Annotated in this window: 12 protein-coding genes; 4 read left to right on the top strand and 8 right to left on the bottom strand. The window is 63.6% G+C overall.

The window, feature by feature from the left end:
* Positions 1 to 35: 35 nt before the first annotated feature.
* Together VMP31_RS10470 and speB are read right to left on the bottom strand one after the other, a co-directional pair.
* Positions 36 to 1,430 carry a YjiH family protein gene (locus tag VMP31_RS10470; RefSeq protein WP_325506794.1) on the bottom strand — a complete coding sequence of 465 codons (1,395 nt, stop codon included), beginning with the start codon at positions 1,428 to 1,430 and terminating at the stop codon, positions 36 to 38.
* 81 nt (positions 1,431 to 1,511) lie between these two features.
* Positions 1,512 to 2,471, bottom strand: coding sequence for an agmatinase (gene speB / locus VMP31_RS10465; RefSeq protein ID WP_325506792.1), 960 nt, complete (start codon positions 2,469 to 2,471; stop codon positions 1,512 to 1,514).
* 258 nt (positions 2,472 to 2,729) lie between these two features.
* Here speB and VMP31_RS10460 point away from each other — a divergent pair, with 258 nt between their 5' ends.
* Positions 2,730 to 4,304: an EAL domain-containing protein gene (locus VMP31_RS10460; protein WP_325506790.1), complete on the top strand. Its 1,575-nt coding sequence runs from the start codon at positions 2,730 to 2,732 to the stop codon at positions 4,302 to 4,304.
* A 10-nt stretch (positions 4,305 to 4,314) separates the two neighbouring features.
* The gene (locus tag VMP31_RS10455; protein ID WP_325506788.1) at positions 4,315 to 5,217 is read left to right on the top strand and encodes a LysR family transcriptional regulator; all 903 of its coding nucleotides are present in this window, start codon (positions 4,315 to 4,317) and stop codon (positions 5,215 to 5,217) included.
* A 10-nt stretch (positions 5,218 to 5,227) separates the two neighbouring features.
* On the opposite strand, the gene VMP31_RS10450 is transcribed toward VMP31_RS10455, so the two are convergent.
* Complete coding sequence (locus tag VMP31_RS10450; RefSeq protein WP_325506787.1) at positions 5,228 to 6,241, bottom strand: AraC family transcriptional regulator; 1,014 nt, start codon at positions 6,239 to 6,241, stop codon at positions 5,228 to 5,230.
* A gap of 98 nt (positions 6,242 to 6,339) precedes the next feature.
* On the opposite strand from VMP31_RS10450, the gene VMP31_RS10445 reads away from it, so the two are divergent.
* Entirely contained in the window at positions 6,340 to 7,410 is a 1,071-nt protein-coding gene (locus tag VMP31_RS10445; RefSeq protein ID WP_325506785.1) for a fatty acid desaturase, read from the top strand.
* Between the two features lie 84 nt (positions 7,411 to 7,494).
* Here the strand turns inward: VMP31_RS10445 and VMP31_RS10440 are convergent, their stop codons facing one another.
* The 5 genes from VMP31_RS10440 to arsS all read right to left on the bottom strand — a co-directional run bounded on the left by VMP31_RS10440 (position 7,495) and on the right by arsS (position 13,939).
* Positions 7,495 to 8,208: a DUF3047 domain-containing protein gene (locus VMP31_RS10440; RefSeq protein ID WP_325506783.1), complete on the bottom strand. Its 714-nt coding sequence runs from the start codon at positions 8,206 to 8,208 to the stop codon at positions 7,495 to 7,497.
* Positions 8,208 to 10,349 carry an FAD-dependent oxidoreductase gene (locus VMP31_RS10435; RefSeq protein WP_325506781.1) on the bottom strand — a complete coding sequence of 714 codons (2,142 nt, stop codon included), beginning with the start codon at positions 10,347 to 10,349 and terminating at the stop codon, positions 8,208 to 8,210. Before VMP31_RS10435 ends, VMP31_RS10440 begins: the two co-directional genes overlap by 1 nt.
* Entirely contained in the window at positions 10,342 to 11,310 is a 969-nt protein-coding gene (locus VMP31_RS10430) for a hypothetical protein (protein ID WP_325506778.1), read from the bottom strand. The genes VMP31_RS10435 and VMP31_RS10430 overlap by 8 nt, the downstream gene beginning before the upstream one ends.
* Positions 11,311 to 11,583: 273 nt before the next feature.
* Positions 11,584 to 12,963 carry a sodium:solute symporter gene (locus tag VMP31_RS10425; protein ID WP_325506776.1) on the bottom strand — a complete coding sequence of 460 codons (1,380 nt, stop codon included), beginning with the start codon at positions 12,961 to 12,963 and terminating at the stop codon, positions 11,584 to 11,586.
* A gap of 10 nt (positions 12,964 to 12,973) precedes the next feature.
* Positions 12,974 to 13,939 (bottom strand): arsenosugar biosynthesis radical SAM (seleno)protein ArsS, encoded by a 966-nt coding sequence (gene arsS, locus VMP31_RS10420; protein ID WP_325506932.1) that lies wholly within the window; start codon positions 13,937 to 13,939, stop codon positions 12,974 to 12,976.
* Between the two features lie 200 nt (positions 13,940 to 14,139).
* Here arsS and VMP31_RS10415 point away from each other — a divergent pair, with 200 nt between their 5' ends.
* Positions 14,140 to 14,574 (top strand): BLUF domain-containing protein, encoded by a 435-nt coding sequence (locus VMP31_RS10415; RefSeq protein ID WP_325506774.1) that lies wholly within the window; start codon positions 14,140 to 14,142, stop codon positions 14,572 to 14,574.
* The last annotated feature ends 72 nt before the right edge of the window (positions 14,575 to 14,646 follow it).

Here is a 14,646-nt window from a genome sequence, read left to right as displayed (position 1 = left end):
GCCCCTCTCCCGGAGGGAGAGGGGTGGGAGCGGATTTAACCGACGATCCAGTGCGCCATCAGCGCGATGATCGGCAGGGTGATCAGGGTGCGGATGATAAAGATGGCGAACAGTTCGAGGATGTTCAGCGGCAGCTTGGCCTTGATGATCAGCACGCCGACTTCCGACATATAGATCAGCTGGGTCAGCGACACGCAGGCCACCACGAAGCGGGTCAGTTCACTCTCGATGCCCTTGCCCAGCACCGCCGGCAGGAACATATCGGCAAAGCCCACCAGCATGGCCGGCGCGGCCTTGGCGGCTTCCGGCAGTTGCAGCAGTTCCAGCAGCGGGACGATCGGCGCGGACAGCCAGTTGAAGATCGGCGTGTACTCGGCAATCGCCAGGGAAACGGTGCCGATGGCCATTACCAGCGGCAGCAGGCCAAGCCAGATATCCACCACGTTATGCACGCCGACCTTGACCATCTGCGCCGGCGAGGGGTTGCTGTTGGCGCGTTTCACTGCCTGCAGCACGCCCCAGCGCAGCAGCGAGGTGCCGGCCGGTACGTCTTCCTTGATCTGCTTGCCGACGCCGGCAACGTAGTCGTCCTTCTTCCACGACAGCGGCGGAATACGCGGGGTGATGATCGCCGCGGCCAGGCCCGCCACCACCACGGTCAGGTAGAAGGGCACAAACAGGTGGTCGAGCTTCATAAAGCTGGTGATCAGCAGGCTGAAGGCGATTGAGGCGACCGAGAAGTTGGTGGCGATTACCGCTGCTTCCCGGGCGCTGTAGAAGCCCTTCTGGTACTGCTGCGCGGTGATCAACACGCCGACGGTGCCGGAGCCGAGCCAGCTGGCGATGGCATCGATGGCCGAGCGGCCCGGCAGGCCGAAGACCTTGCGGAATACGTTACGCACCAGGGTGCCGCAGAACTCCATCAGGCCGAAATCGGTGAGCAGCGGCAGGATCAACCCGGCCACCAGGAAGAAGGTGATCAGCACCGGGGCCAGGTCTTTCAGCACCACGCCGCCGGTGTTGGCGTTCCACACCCATTCCGGGCCGAACTGCCAGAAAGTCATGGCGGCAAACACTGCGCCGAGCACGCGCAGGCCGAGCCATAGCGGGCTGAGGTTAAACATCTCGTTAAGTGTCGGGCGTGTGGTCAGCCACTTGGGTTTGAACAGGCTGGCGAACAGGCCAAGGGCGGCGGAAAACAGCAGCAGGCCGGTGGCGATGGCCGGCAGCCAGGCGCTAAGCCCGGTCTTCAGGGCATCGGCCATCACGCCCAGGCCGATGGTGACCTTGTCGTCATAGACGATGGGGGTGAGAAACAGCAATACGCCGAGCAGCGAGGGGATCAGAAAGATCAGCAGCTGGCGCAGGTTGTAGGAGCTTTGAGCGGGCGGCTGGTCGTCCAGCAGCGGCATGCTTTGGTCGTGGTTCATCGTGGCACCCTATTTATTGTTGTAGTGCACGGACACCGCACGAGGTGCCCGATCAGTATAAAAAATTGCCGGGAGCGATTTTTAACGTCGCTTGACCCCTGGAAGCACACAGAGCATTTCGTAAAGCAGATTGGCCCCCAGCAACGAGGTGTTGCCGGTGGTGTCGTAGGGCGGCGAAACCTCCACCAGATCACCGCCAATCAGCTGCAGGCCCTGGCAGCCACGGATGATTTCCATGGCCTGAATGGTGGTCAGGCCGCCGATTTCCGGGGTGCCGGTGCCGGGTGCCCAGGCCGGGTCGATGCCGTCGATATCGAAGCTCAAGTACACCGGGCCGCCGCCGACCTTGGCGCGCACTTCTTCCATCAGCGGGGTCAGGGATTTGTGCCAGCATTCTTCGGCCTGGACCACACGAAAGCCCTGCTTGCGGCTCCAGTTGAAGTCCTCGGCGGTGTAGCCCTGGGCGCGCAGGCCGATCTGCACCACGCGGTCGCAATCGAGCAGGTCTTCCTCGACGGCGCGGCGGAAGGTGGTGCCGTGGGCGATCTTCTCGCCGAACATATGGTCATTCACATCGGCATGGGCGTCGATATGCACCAGGCCGACCTTGCCGTGTTTCTTCTTGATGGCACGGAGAATCGGTAGGGTGATGGTGTGATCGCCGCCCAGAGTCAGGGGGACGATGCCCAGTTCGAGGATCTCGTCGTAGGCCTCCTCGATGATGCGGATGGCCTCGGCCATATTGAAGGTGTTGATCGGCACATCGCCGATATCGGCAATGTTGAGGGAATCAAAAGGTGCCGCCCCGGTGGCCATGCTGTAGGGGCGGATCATCACCGACTGGGCGCGGATCTCGCGCGGGCCGAAGCGGGTGCCGGAGCGCAGCGAGGTGCCGATATCCAGCGGTACGCCGACAAAGCCGACATCCAATTCGCGTTTCTCTTCAGTCTTCTGGATATGCGGCAAGCGCATCATGGTGGCGATGCCACCGAAGCGCGGCATCTCGTTGCCGCCCAGGGGCTGGTGCAGGATCTTGTCCACGGCTAGGCCTCAGCATTGTTGTGGTTATTAGTGGGGCCGATTCTTGGTCAGCGGTGCTGAGGGAAAAATCGCTGAAGGCAAAAACTTAGTTCAGAGATTTCTAAACTAACGGCGCGGCGATAGACTGGCAGCGTCGCGGCTCCCCGCCATTTCAGGCGGCTAGGCTCAATGGCAACGGCTACCGGGGGGATCGAGTGGCTGCGTGATCCGCTCGGGCGCGTTTTGAATTTTCAGGAATTTTGCGGCGAGGAAGCCCGGATGCCTTTAACCGCTTATCGCACCACCCGTTCCCGTCTGCGCCTGTGCTTGTCCATGGCTGTCGGGGCGCTGCCGGTTCTGCTGGGGTTGATGTTTCTCTATATGCAGGCCGGGATCGCGTTGCGCGATATCAGCCGCGCCAGCGTCGGTGATGCGATCCGCCAGGTCGACCAGATGCTCGATAACGCCGCGCAGGCCGCGAGCGAGGTTATGCCCTATGTCGGCTCGCCGTGCGCGCAAACCGAGCTAGTGCTGCGCGAGCAAGCTGCCACCGTGCCCTTCGTGCGCTCGGTCAATCTGCTCGATAAGGGCGAGCTGTATTGTTCTTCGCTGTTCGGGCCATCCGAGGAAAAGATCAACCTGTCCGCATACACCGCCGGTCAGCTGCGGCTGATGGCGGGAAATTCGGTCACCCCGAATCATTCCTTGCTGGTCTATCTCCAGGTCGAGAATAGGCGCGGCGCGTTGGTGGCCATCGATGGGCGTTATCTGGCGAACGTGCTGCAGACGGTCGAGCGTGGGGCCCTGATGCAGTTGATCGTCGGTGAGCAATGGATGCCGCGTACGGGGCTGGTGCGTCCAGGGCGGCTGCCCGACTATCCCGTCGCCAGGGTGGCGCTGGGGTCCACGCGTTATCCCTACCAGGTGCGCGCCGCCTTCCCGAACGGGGCTCAGCTGAGCTATATGGGCGCGCAGTACCCGGTGCTGTTTGCGCTGCTGGGGCTGCTCGGCGCGCTGGCCGGGGCCGGCAGTTACTGGCTGCAGGCCCGCTCCGGTTCGCCGAGCGCCGAGCTGCGGCGTGCGCTGCAGGCTGGCGAGTTCGTGCCGTATTTCCAGCCGTTGGTGCGCAACGATTCGCAGCAGTGGATCGGTGCTGAGGTACTGATGCGATGGCAACATCCGCGCGAGGGGCTGGTGCGCCCGGACCTGTTTATTCCCCTGGCGGAAAGCTCCGGCCTGATCGTGCCGATGACCAGCGATCTGATGCGCCGCACCGCGCAGTTGCTAGCACCAGTGGCGGATCGCCTGGGCGCGGGTTTCCATGTCGGCATCAATATCAGTGCCGTGCATTGCCGCAGCCGCGCCCTGCTCGACGAGTGCCGGGCGTTTCTCGATGCCTTCACGCCGGGGCAGGTGGTGCTGGTGCTGGAGCTGACCGAGCGCGAGTTACTGGAGCCGGACGCCATTACCGACCAGCTGTTCGCCGAGTTGCACGAGATGGGCGTGAGGATCGCCCTGGACGATTTCGGCACCGGTCATTCCAGCCTGAGCTATCTGCACAAGCTCAAGGTGGACTATCTGAAAATCGACCAGAGCTTTGTGGCGATGATCGGCAAGGACGCGCTGTCGCCGCATATTCTCGACAGCGTGATCGAACTTTGCGCCAAGCTGCATCTGGAAGTGATTGCCGAAGGGGTGGAGACCGAGGAGCAGATGCGCTATCTGGCCGGGCGGCAGGTGGACTACCTGCAGGGTTACCTGTTCGCTCGGCCGCTGCCGGCCGAAGAATTCCTACGCCGGGCGCTGGCTGCCAGGTCACTGGTCGGGGCTGTTTCCCCGCTCGCGAAAGGCTAGGCTGAGCGCCATGCCTGCCCATCCCACATCCCTGCCCGATCTTAAGCTGCTGCGCATTTTCGCCAGCGTGGTGCGCCACCAGGGTTTTGCCGCGGCGCAGCAGGAACTCAATCTCTCGACCTCGGCGATCAGCACCTATATGAGCCAGCTGGAAAGTCAGCTGGGCCTCAGCCTCTGTCACCGTGGTCGTGGCGGTTTTAGCCTGACCAGCAAGGGCGAGCTGTTTCACCAGGAATGCCTGCGTTTGCTTGGCGAGCTGGAAGGCTTTGAGCGCTATTCGGCGGCGCTCAAGGGCGAGCTGCGCGGCACCCTCAACCTCGGCGTGCTGGACTCCACGGTCAGCGACCCGGCCCTGCCTCTGCCTGAGGTGATCGGCGCATACAGTCAGGAGCATCCGGGGGTGCATCTGCATCTGTCGGTGGCCAGCCCCTACGAGCTGCAACTGGCGGTGCTGGATAACCGCCTGGACCTGGCCATCGGCGCGTTCTCCACGCGGATGAACGGCCTGGTCTACCAGCCGCTGTACCGCGAGCAGCACTGGCTGTATTGCAGCGAGCGTCACTCCTTGTTTAGCGAACGGCGCATCCCCCAGGAAGTGATCGCGCAGCAGCGTATGGTTGGCCGTGGTTACTGGAGCCAGGCGGAACTGGCCCGGCATGGCTTCAAGCACAGCGCGGCGACGGTGGAGTCGATGGAGGCGCAGCTGATTCTGGTGCTGTCCGGCGCTTATATCGGCTACCTGCCGGAGCACTACGCGCAGCCCTGGGTCGATCAGGGGCGACTCAAGGTGCTGCTGCCGGCGACCTTCGGCTACCAGGCACCGTTCTCCCTGATTCTGCGCCGTGGCCGCTCGCGGGAGCCGTTGATCCAGACCTTCCGCGACCTGCTCAAGGCCCAGCTGAATTCGGCCTGAGCGCAGCGGTTTAGCTCGGTTTCAGTCCTTCGCGGTAATGGCTGGGCGCTTGCCCGGTCCAGCGCTTGAAGGCGCGGCTAAAGCTGCTGGTGTCGGCGAAGCCGAGCAAGTAGGCGATCTCGCTGATCGAGCAGCGTGGGTCGCGCATATGGTGCAGCGCCAGGCTGTGGCGGGTGTCGGCGAGCAGGCCTTCGTAGTTGCCGCCTTCATCGGCCAGATGGCGCTGCAGGCTGCGCAGGCTCAGGTGCAGGGTCTGCGCGATACGCTCGGCGGACGGCTCGCCATCCGGTAGCTGGGCCTCCAGGCAGGCGCGCACCTTGTGCGTCCAGGTGGCGTGCTGCAGCTGTTCGAGGGTGCGCTTGAGCACTGTTTCGTTGTGCTCGGCCAGTTCCGGGTTGCCGTCGTCCAGGCGCTGTTCGAAGGCGGCGCGGGGGAAGCGCAGGAGGTTTTCCGCCGCAGCAAACAACAGCGGCGCGCGGAAGACGGCATGCCAGGGCTGTGCATCCAGCGGCTCGGCTCGCTGCAAATGCACCGTCAGTGGGGCGAAGTCGCGGCCCAGGCGGTTGCGGCAGCTGCGTACATAGATCGCGGCAAAGGCATCCAGCGCCTCGGGGGCCGGCGGCGGGCTGCCGGGCGGGACGCGAAAGCGAAATTCATAGGCATCGGCGCATTCGCGCAGTTCCAGTTCCAGGGCGTCGCTGACCACCCGGTGGTAACGCACGATGCGTTCGAACATCTCGCGCAGGCTGCTGCTGGCACCCAGGGCGTAACCGAGGGCGTGAAAGGTGGTCGGGCTGACAAACTGCGAGGTCTTCAAGCCCAGCGCCGGGTCACCGCTGGCCTCGACCGCCAGTTGCCACAGCCGCGTGGTGATGGACAGCGGGCAGCGCGCGTTGGGGTCGTCGAGCAGGCTTGGCTCAAGCCCGGCCGCCTGGCACAACGCGGCACTGTCGAGGCCCAGGGCATCGAGTTGCTTGCGCAGGGCGCGGGTCCAGCTGGCCAGGGTTGTGGGTTCGGCAGTCATGCAGATTGGCGGGTCCGGTCAACAGGTTGGCGTTCAGGGTCAGGCGGCCGGGCGTGCGCGGCGGCACAGTGGCACCTCATCAACAAGAGGATGTAGGCATGCCCCACTCCGCTGCAAGTACTGCTGCACATAATGATGCGCAACGCGCAGCGCTGATCCGCCAACAGGTGCTGGCTCACGGCGTCGAACTGCGTCAGCGTTTCCCCCTGCTCAAGCATCAGGATGCCCTCGGTGCCGGCATCCTGACCTTCGCCCTGGTCGGGATGATCGGCTCGGCGGCGCTGTATATCGGCGGCTACCTGGCCTGGTGGGCCTGCCTGCTGCTGAATGCCTTCTTCGCCTCGCTGACCCATGAGCTGGAGCACGACCTGATCCACTCCATGTACTTCCGCAAGCGCCGAGTGCCGCACAACCTGATGCTGGCGCTGGTCTGGCTGGCGCGGCCGAGCACCATCAATCCCTGGGTGCGCCGCCACCTGCACCTCAATCACCACAAGGTGTCTGGCAGCGAGCAGGATATGGAAGAGCGCGCCATTACCAACGGCGAGCCCTGGGGTTTTGCCCGCCTGCTGATGGTCGGCGACAACATGATGAGCTCCTTCATCCGCTGGCTACGGGCGAAAAATCCCCAGCATCGCCGCCTGATTCTGACCCGCACGCTCAAGGTCTATGCGCCGCTGGGGCTGCTCAACTGGGGCACCTGGTATGTGTTTCTCGGCTTCCATTTGATCGACTTCGCGGCGGCCGCGCTGGGCGCGCCAGTGGCCTGGTCGGCAACCACCTTGAGCGTGATGGCGGTGGTAAATATCGCCGTGGTGGTGCTGGTCGGCCCCAACGTGCTGCGCACCTTCTGCCTGCACTTTGTCAGCTCGAACATGCACTATTACGGCGACGTCGAGGCGGGCAACGTGATCCAGCAGACCCAGGTGCTTAATCCCTGGTGGCTGTGGCCGTTGCAGGCGTTCTGCTTCAACTTCGGCAGCAGCCACGCGATCCATCATTTTGTGGTCAAGGAGCCCTTCTATATCCGCCAGCTCAGCGTGCCGTTCGCGCATAAGGTGATGCGTGAGCAGGGTGTGCGCTTTAACGACTTCGGCACCTTTGCCCGGGCCAATCGTTGGACGCGTCGCGAGCAGGTTGAGTCCGTCAAACAGACCCAGGTCGCCTGAATGGTGAATGTAGGAGCGGGCCATGCCCGCGAAGCTTTTGCATCGCAGGGGTTCGCGGGCATGGCACTGGGCGTCCCCCCGCTCTTACGGTTTGGACAGCTGCAATTGCGGCGCGACGAAATAGCTTTCTGCCGACTCGCCGGTGTTGTCGCTGTCGGCGGCAAACACCACGCCGAGGATCTTGCGTGGCGCGCTGCCAAAGGCGGCGATGGCGTCGGCGTTCAGATCGCGGGACTCGCTTAGCCATTGCCCCGGTGGTGCTTCCGGGCCACGCAGCACAATCATCTCCACCGTCTCGGTATAGGCGCTGCGGGCCTGAGTGTCCGGCGCGGCGCGGTTGTCCCAAACGTAGCTCAGGGTTGCCGCTGGCAAGTCGGGGTCGAAGAAGGTGCGCGCCAGGCGCAGCTTCTGCCGGGTGACAAAGCTCAGCGATTCCAGCGGGTAATCCAGCAGTACATAGACTCGTGCGGCGTAGTCGTCGCCCTCGCGGGTGGCGAAGCGTGCCTGCTCCAGTTTCTGCTCGGTGCGCCACTGCCAGCTCAGTTGCCAGCGCTGATCGCCGGGTAGATCGAGCGGATGCAGCAGGCCACCGGCAGCGGCATCGGCTTTGATCCGTAGCACCTGCTTACCGTCCTGCTCGACCAGGCTGCGCTCGGACGGTTTGAGCTTGGGGATATCCGCCAGCCGCCAAGGTGCCGACCATTCGCCCTTTGGCGGGCTGGCCGTCCAGGGCGTCAGGGCGTTGTCGGCCTGGGCCAGCGGAGCCACTAGCAGCAGCGCGAGCAGTAACCCGCGCATCAGCTTCTGCGCCAGGTATGGAAGCGCTCAACCAGCCGCAGTAACCCCTGGGGTGCATGCGCGCGTTTCCATTCGCCAGCCACGTACTTGTTGGCCTCGGCCATGGTCGGGTAGCTGTGGATGGTGCCGAGAATCTTGTTCAGGCCCAGGTTGTGTTTCATCGCCAGCACGTATTCGGCGAGCAACTCGGCGGCGTGTTCGCCGACAATCGTCACACCGAGAATCTTGTCCTTGCCTGGTACGGTCAGCACTTTGACAAAGCCGTGGGCGGCTTCATCGGCAATCGCCCGGTCGAGGTCGTCGATGCCGTAGCGGGTCACCTCATAAGCAATGTTCTGCGCCTTGGCCTCGCCCTCGCTCAACCCCACGCGGGCGACCTCGGGATCGGTAAAGGTGCAGGCAGGGATCACTCGGTAATCCACCTTGTAACGCTTAAAGCCGCTGAACAGCGCATTGACCGCCGCATACCAGGCCTGGTGCGCGGCGACATGGGTGAACTGGTACGGCCCGGTGACATCGCCCACCGCGTAGATATTGGGAAAACGTGTGGCCAGATACTCGTCGGTTTCCAGGGTGCCGTTGGGCCGCACGGTGAGGCCCAGTTCCTCGACGCCATAGCCCGTGACATTGGCGACGCGGCCGAGGGCCAGCAGCAGGCCGTCGAAGGCGATGGTCACCTCCTCGCCGGTGTCCAGACGGCGGGCGACCATACGTTGTTCGCCATCCACCACTTCGAAGCGTTCGGCCTTGTGTTGCAGACGCACATCGACGCCGTCGCTGCGCAGGCTCTGCAACACCAGCTCGCTGGCATCGGCGTCTTCGCGCGGCAATAGGCGTTCGGCCAGTTCCACCTGAATCACCTGGCTGCCGAGGCGCTGGAAGGCCTGGGCCAGCTCGCAGCCAATCGGCCCGCCGCCCAGCACCAGCAGCCAGCGCGGCTGCTGGCGCAGGCTCCAGATGCTGTCCGAGGTGTAGCTCTGCACCTGCTCCAGGCCAGGAATCTTCGGCACCAACGGCCGCGCGCCGGCGGCAATAACCAGGTTGCGGCTGGTCAGGGTCTGGCCGTTGACCTCAACGCTCCAGGGCGAGAGGATTTTCGCTTCGCCCTGAATCACCTCGACGCCCAGGCCGGTGTAACGCTCGACTGAGTCATGCGGTTCGATATCGGCAATCACCCGCTGGATGCGCTGCATCACCGCCGGGAAGTCCACCGTGCCCTGTACGCCGGTAAAGCCCAACGCCGGGCTCTTTTTCAGTTCATTGGCCAGCTTGGCCGAACGCAGCAGCGCCTTGGACGGCACGCAGCCGGTGTTCAGGCAGTCGCCGCCCATCTGGTGTTTTTCGATCAGGCTGACTTTGGCCTTTACCGCCGCCGCGATATAGGCGCTGACCAGGCCGCCAGCACCGGCCCCGATCACCAGCAGGTTGCGGTCAAACGTCTTCGGTTTATGCCAGCCGGTATATACCCGCCGCGCCTGAACCAGGCCGAGCAGCTTGCGCGCGATCAAGGGGAATACGCCGAGCAGCACAAACGCGCCGAGCAATCCTGGGGAGAGAATGCCGGCCAGGGAGTCGAGCTGGCCCAGCTCGCGCCCCGCGTTCACATAAACCAGGGTGCCCGGCAGCATGCCGAGCTGACTGACCCACCAGTAGGTGCGCGCTGGCAGCCGGGTCAGGCCCATGGCCAGGTTGATCAGAAAGAACGGGAACACCGGAACCAGGCGCAGGGCGAACAGGTAGAACGCGCCCTCGCGCTCGATACCTGCATCAATCCCGGCCAGGCGCTGGCCGAAGCGCGCCTGCACCCAGTCACGCAGCAAGAAGCGGCTGCTGAGCATGGCCAGGGTCGCGCCCAGGGTCGAGGCGAAGGACACCAGGACAAAGCCTTCGAGCAGGCCGAACAGCGCGCCGGCCAGCAGAGTCATCAGCGCCGCGCCGGGAAGCGATAGCGCGGTAACCGCCACATAGGCGAGGAAGAACAGCCCTGCAGCCAGCCAGGGTTGCGCCGTTACCTGGGCATTCAGCGCGGCCTGCTGCGCCTTAAGCGCTTCCAGATTGAGGTACTGGCCGATGTCGAAGACAAAGAAGCTGCCCAGCAGCGCGAGGATCAGGCCCATCAGGGCGAGTTTGCGGCTATTCATCAGTCAGCGCCTCCAGGGCGCAAAGGCTTTGGCACAGGCTAAAACCGGCCAGCAGGGCAGTCTCGGGGCGGTCGCTCAGTTGGCCGAGCACCCGTGAACGATAGGACAACGCCGCCGGACTATCGGCGGGCCACTGGCGGTCGAAGTCGGCGAGAAAATCATCGTGGTTGTAGTTCAGCGGCAGCGCCTCGATAAACAGGCCATCACGCTGGCAGCGATACAGCGCCGCTGGATGTGGCGTAGTCGCGATACGGCTAAGCAGGCCATAACGGCCGCCGGCAAAGTTCGGCAGCCCGGCTGCGCCGTTATTGATCAGCGCGCCGTGTTCAAGGCTCAAGGCCACCGCCGAACAGGTATGGCTGGTGGCCAGAACCTTTACGTTGTGTGCGGCGAACCAGTTATCCAGTTGCTGCTGGCGTGCATGCTCGCTGAGGGATTCCCGTGAGCAGCTCCAGCCGGCCAGAGATTGTTCGTCGCCATGGCTGATCGCCACGCGCCGGCCGGCCACGCTAACCAGCGCAGTGCTCGGGCGTGCCGCCAGGCGTTCGGCCATACCGGGCAAACCCTGCACGGTGCTGTTCAATTCCTGCTGGATGGCATTGGAGCGCTCGACTACCGCCTCACCCACCGTCATCGGGTAGGCACAGCCGCAGCCCGCGCCGCTGTCGTCGGCGCGGCCCAGTTCGGTTTCAACATTGCCGCGCAGGGCCAGATGGGCACTGATGCCCTGCTCGATCTGCTGGAAAATTTGCGGGTCGCGGTCGAACCAGTGGGCATCGCCGTTAAACACCACCCGCGCATGTGGCTCGGCGGTCAAGCGCCGTTGCAGGGCGGCCAGGGCCTGGCGATTGCCATATAGGCCGCCCACGACATATAGCACTTGGCAGTCGAATAGCGGCTCGCCGCTAAAGGCATCCCGCATCAGGCGATAGTCCAGCGGGCAGTCACGGCCGGCGCGCATCAGTGCGTTCTCCTCGACCTGCCGGGTAGCAGATAACCCAGCACGCATAGCCCAACATGGGTAGGGTGCGCCGTGCGCACCAATACCGCAGGCAGATGCTTGGTGCGCACAGCGCACCCTACGGGGCCACGCCGCATCAGGCCGTCCTCCGCAGCCAGCCGGGCAGCAGATAACCCAGCACGCACAGCCCAACATGGGTGGGGTGCGCCGTGCGCACCAATACCGCAGGCAGATGCTTGGTGCGCACAGCACACCCTACGGGGCCAAGTCGCATCAGGCGGTCCTCCGCAACCAGCCAGGTAGCAGATAGCCCAGCACACAGAGCCCTAAACCATAGAGATTAGTGCCGAGCAGCAGCGCATATTTGCCGTCGCCGATGGCCCAGCTCTGCGGAATCCAGTTCAGGGTCAGTGCCACACCCAGGCCCAGGCCGGTCCAGAAGCTCAGGTGAAAGCCCAGCCACGTGGGCCGGGTCAGGCCATGCAAGACGAATACCGGGGCCAGGCCAATGACCATGGTGCCGCTGATGGTGGTGGCCTTGAGGATGTCGGTGCCGGCGATCATCGGCAGGTTGCCGAGCAGGGCGAACACCACCATCACCGCCATGCCCACGCCGATGGCTTTCTGCCCGAGGTCGCGGCCGGCCAGTTTCGGCAGCTCGCGCCCGGCCAGCTTGGCCAAGCTGGAGAAGGTCGAGTCCAACGTCGAACCGGCAGCGGACACCATCACCACGGTCATGATCAGCAGTGCGCCGATGCCCAGACTCTTGGCCAGGGCCGCCGGTACGTTATCCGAGGCGGCCAGGCCGGTAAGCTGGGCGTGCACGCCGATCAGGCTAAAGGCCAGGATGGCGATAAAGCCCAGCACCCCGGCGATCAGAAAGGAGCGGCGCATGGCCTTCTCCTCGCTGATAAAGCCGCGGTCGGTCAGCACCGGGTCATGGAAGCCATAGCTAAAGGCCTGCAGGCCAGCGACCAGCAGTAGGTCGACCCCTGCATTCAGCGCCCAGTTGCTGGTGCTGGCCAGCTCGCTGGGCGAATGCTGCGGCAATACCAGGCCGAGTACCCAGACCAGGGCAATAACGAAGATCGCCGCCTGCGCCGCATCGGTAAGGATCGAGCTGCGCAGCCCGCCGCGCAGGCTGTAGGCCAGGGTTACGGCGGTAAACAGCAAGGCCGAAGCAATAAACTCGAAGCTGCCGGAGTCGCCGTAATAGCCGCCCACCACCGCCGTGTTGCTCCACACCTCGTTAAACAGGCGAATCAGAATCGCCGCAGAGAACGCCAGCGCTGCACCACGACCGTAATGGCTGCTCAAGAAGCTCACCAGGCCAGTGGCGGCAAAGCGCCGACGCAGGCGGTAGATAACAAAGCCGGTGAGCGGAATCGACAGCCAGTACATGGCATAGGCCAGGCCGCCGACCAGGCCATAAGTGGCACCCAGATTGGCGGCGTTGGTCACCGATTTGGCGAAGATCCAGCTGATAAAGATGCTCGACGTAATCAGCCAGGGGCTGGCGCTGCGGCCCTGGTTGTCTTCGCCATTGAAGAACCCGCCAAGGGTTACGACGCGTGGCGACAAGGCCAGCATCAGCGCGCCGTAGACCAGCAGAAAGCCCCAGAAAAACAGCCCGGTCAGACTGGTTGGTTGCATGGATCGATCCTTAGGAAGTGAGGCTGCCGCCGCAACTGGAACCCTGCCCGGCGGTACAGGCGTAACAATGATCGCGGGTAACGATAGCGTTGCCAGCGAGCGATGCGTTCAGCAGATCACGCAAATGCGGCCGCTCGCGGCCGATCAGCTCGGGGAACTCCAGGGGCAAATCGAGCATCTGGTTGAAGTCGCAGTCGTACAGGTAGCCCTGCCAATCGACGCTGACCAGGCTGCGGCACATCAGCGGTTCGAGGTTTTCCGGGCGGTAGCTGTCGCGCAGCAGCTGCATGTAGCCGTTGAACTGGCCCTTGCTGACCAGGGTGCTGCCAAAGCGCGCAATCGGCTGGTTGGTGATGGTCAGCAGGTGGTTGAAGACGATGCCGAAGTCTTCGGCCAGGTGGCGTTTGTAATCGGCTTCCAGCGCCGCTTGCGGTGGCGGCAGGCTCGGGCCTTGCGGGTTGTACACCAGGTTGAGAATCAGCCCGCTGCCGGGCTGGCCGTAGCCCAGGGCATTGAGCTGTTGCAGGCCCTTGATGCTGGCATCGAACACGCCATCGCCACGTTGCTTGTCGACGTTATCGCGCGAGTAACAGGGCAGCGAGGCACTGACTTCGACGCCCTGCTCGGCGAGAAACTGCGCCAGGTCTTCATAACCCGGCTCGCTGAGGATGGTCAGGTTACAGCGGTCGATCACTCGCAGGCCTTCGCGGCGCGCATGCACAACGATCTCGCGAAAACGCGGGTGCATCTCCGGCGCGCCGCCAGTGAGGTCGAGGGTATGCACGGGATGAGCGTCAATCACCTGATGCAGCAGGGCCAGGCTTTCATCGGTCATGGCCTCGGTGCGGGTCGGCCCGGCATTGACATGGCAATGCAGGCAGCGCTGGTTACAGCGGTAGGTCAGGTTGATCTGCAGCGCTTCCAGTTGGCCCCGGCGGATTGCCGGGAAGGCCAGTTGGTCGAGCAGGGGAAGCATGGCATGCACGGTGTTTGGTTCCTTGATGCTGACGCGCCGGCTGATCGTGTCAGCCTCTAAGTAGCCACTATAGAGAGTGCCTGAGGGGTTTTGTTACGCGTTTGGCCAGAAGAATGTTACGCAATTAGTTATACATAACCTATACAGATAATGCAGAATCTGTAGCTGCTACCCTGCCCGCAGCCTGCGAGGATCCAATTATGTTAGTTCGCCTTACCTATGCCAGCCGTGCCAGTCATTCGGTTTCAGCCGAACTGATTCGTGAGATTCTCGACAGTTCGCAGCGCAACAACCCAGGTAAAGGACTGACCGGGGTTCTCTGCTGCAATGCCGATATCTTTCTGCAGGCGCTCGAAGGCCCGCGTGCGGAGGTGAACGCCCTGTACAACCGCCTGGCCGACGACAGTCGACACAAGGACCTGTGCATCATCGACTATGCCGAGATCGACGTGCGCCATTACAGCAATTGGAGCATGGGCTGGGCCGGGGCCAAGCAGGCCAACCGCGAGCTGTTTCTCAAGTATTCGGGCAGTGACCGCTTCGACCCCTTCAGCATGAGTGCAGCGCAGGTTGCCGGCCTGTTGCAGGCGCTGGGCGAGACGCTTAGCGCCATCAAGTCACCGGTTCTCAGCTAGAATTCCCGAGCGTCAACTCGCCTAGCAGGCGGGCTGTGTTCACCCTGAGCCTTGACGCCCTCGCAGTCTACT

Source organism: Pseudomonas sp. (assembly GCF_035512415.1).
Taxonomy (GTDB): Bacteria; Pseudomonadota; Gammaproteobacteria; order Pseudomonadales; family Pseudomonadaceae; genus Aquipseudomonas.
Note: the sequence above shows the minus strand (reverse complement) of the source record. Positions and strands in the feature narration are given on the sequence as shown.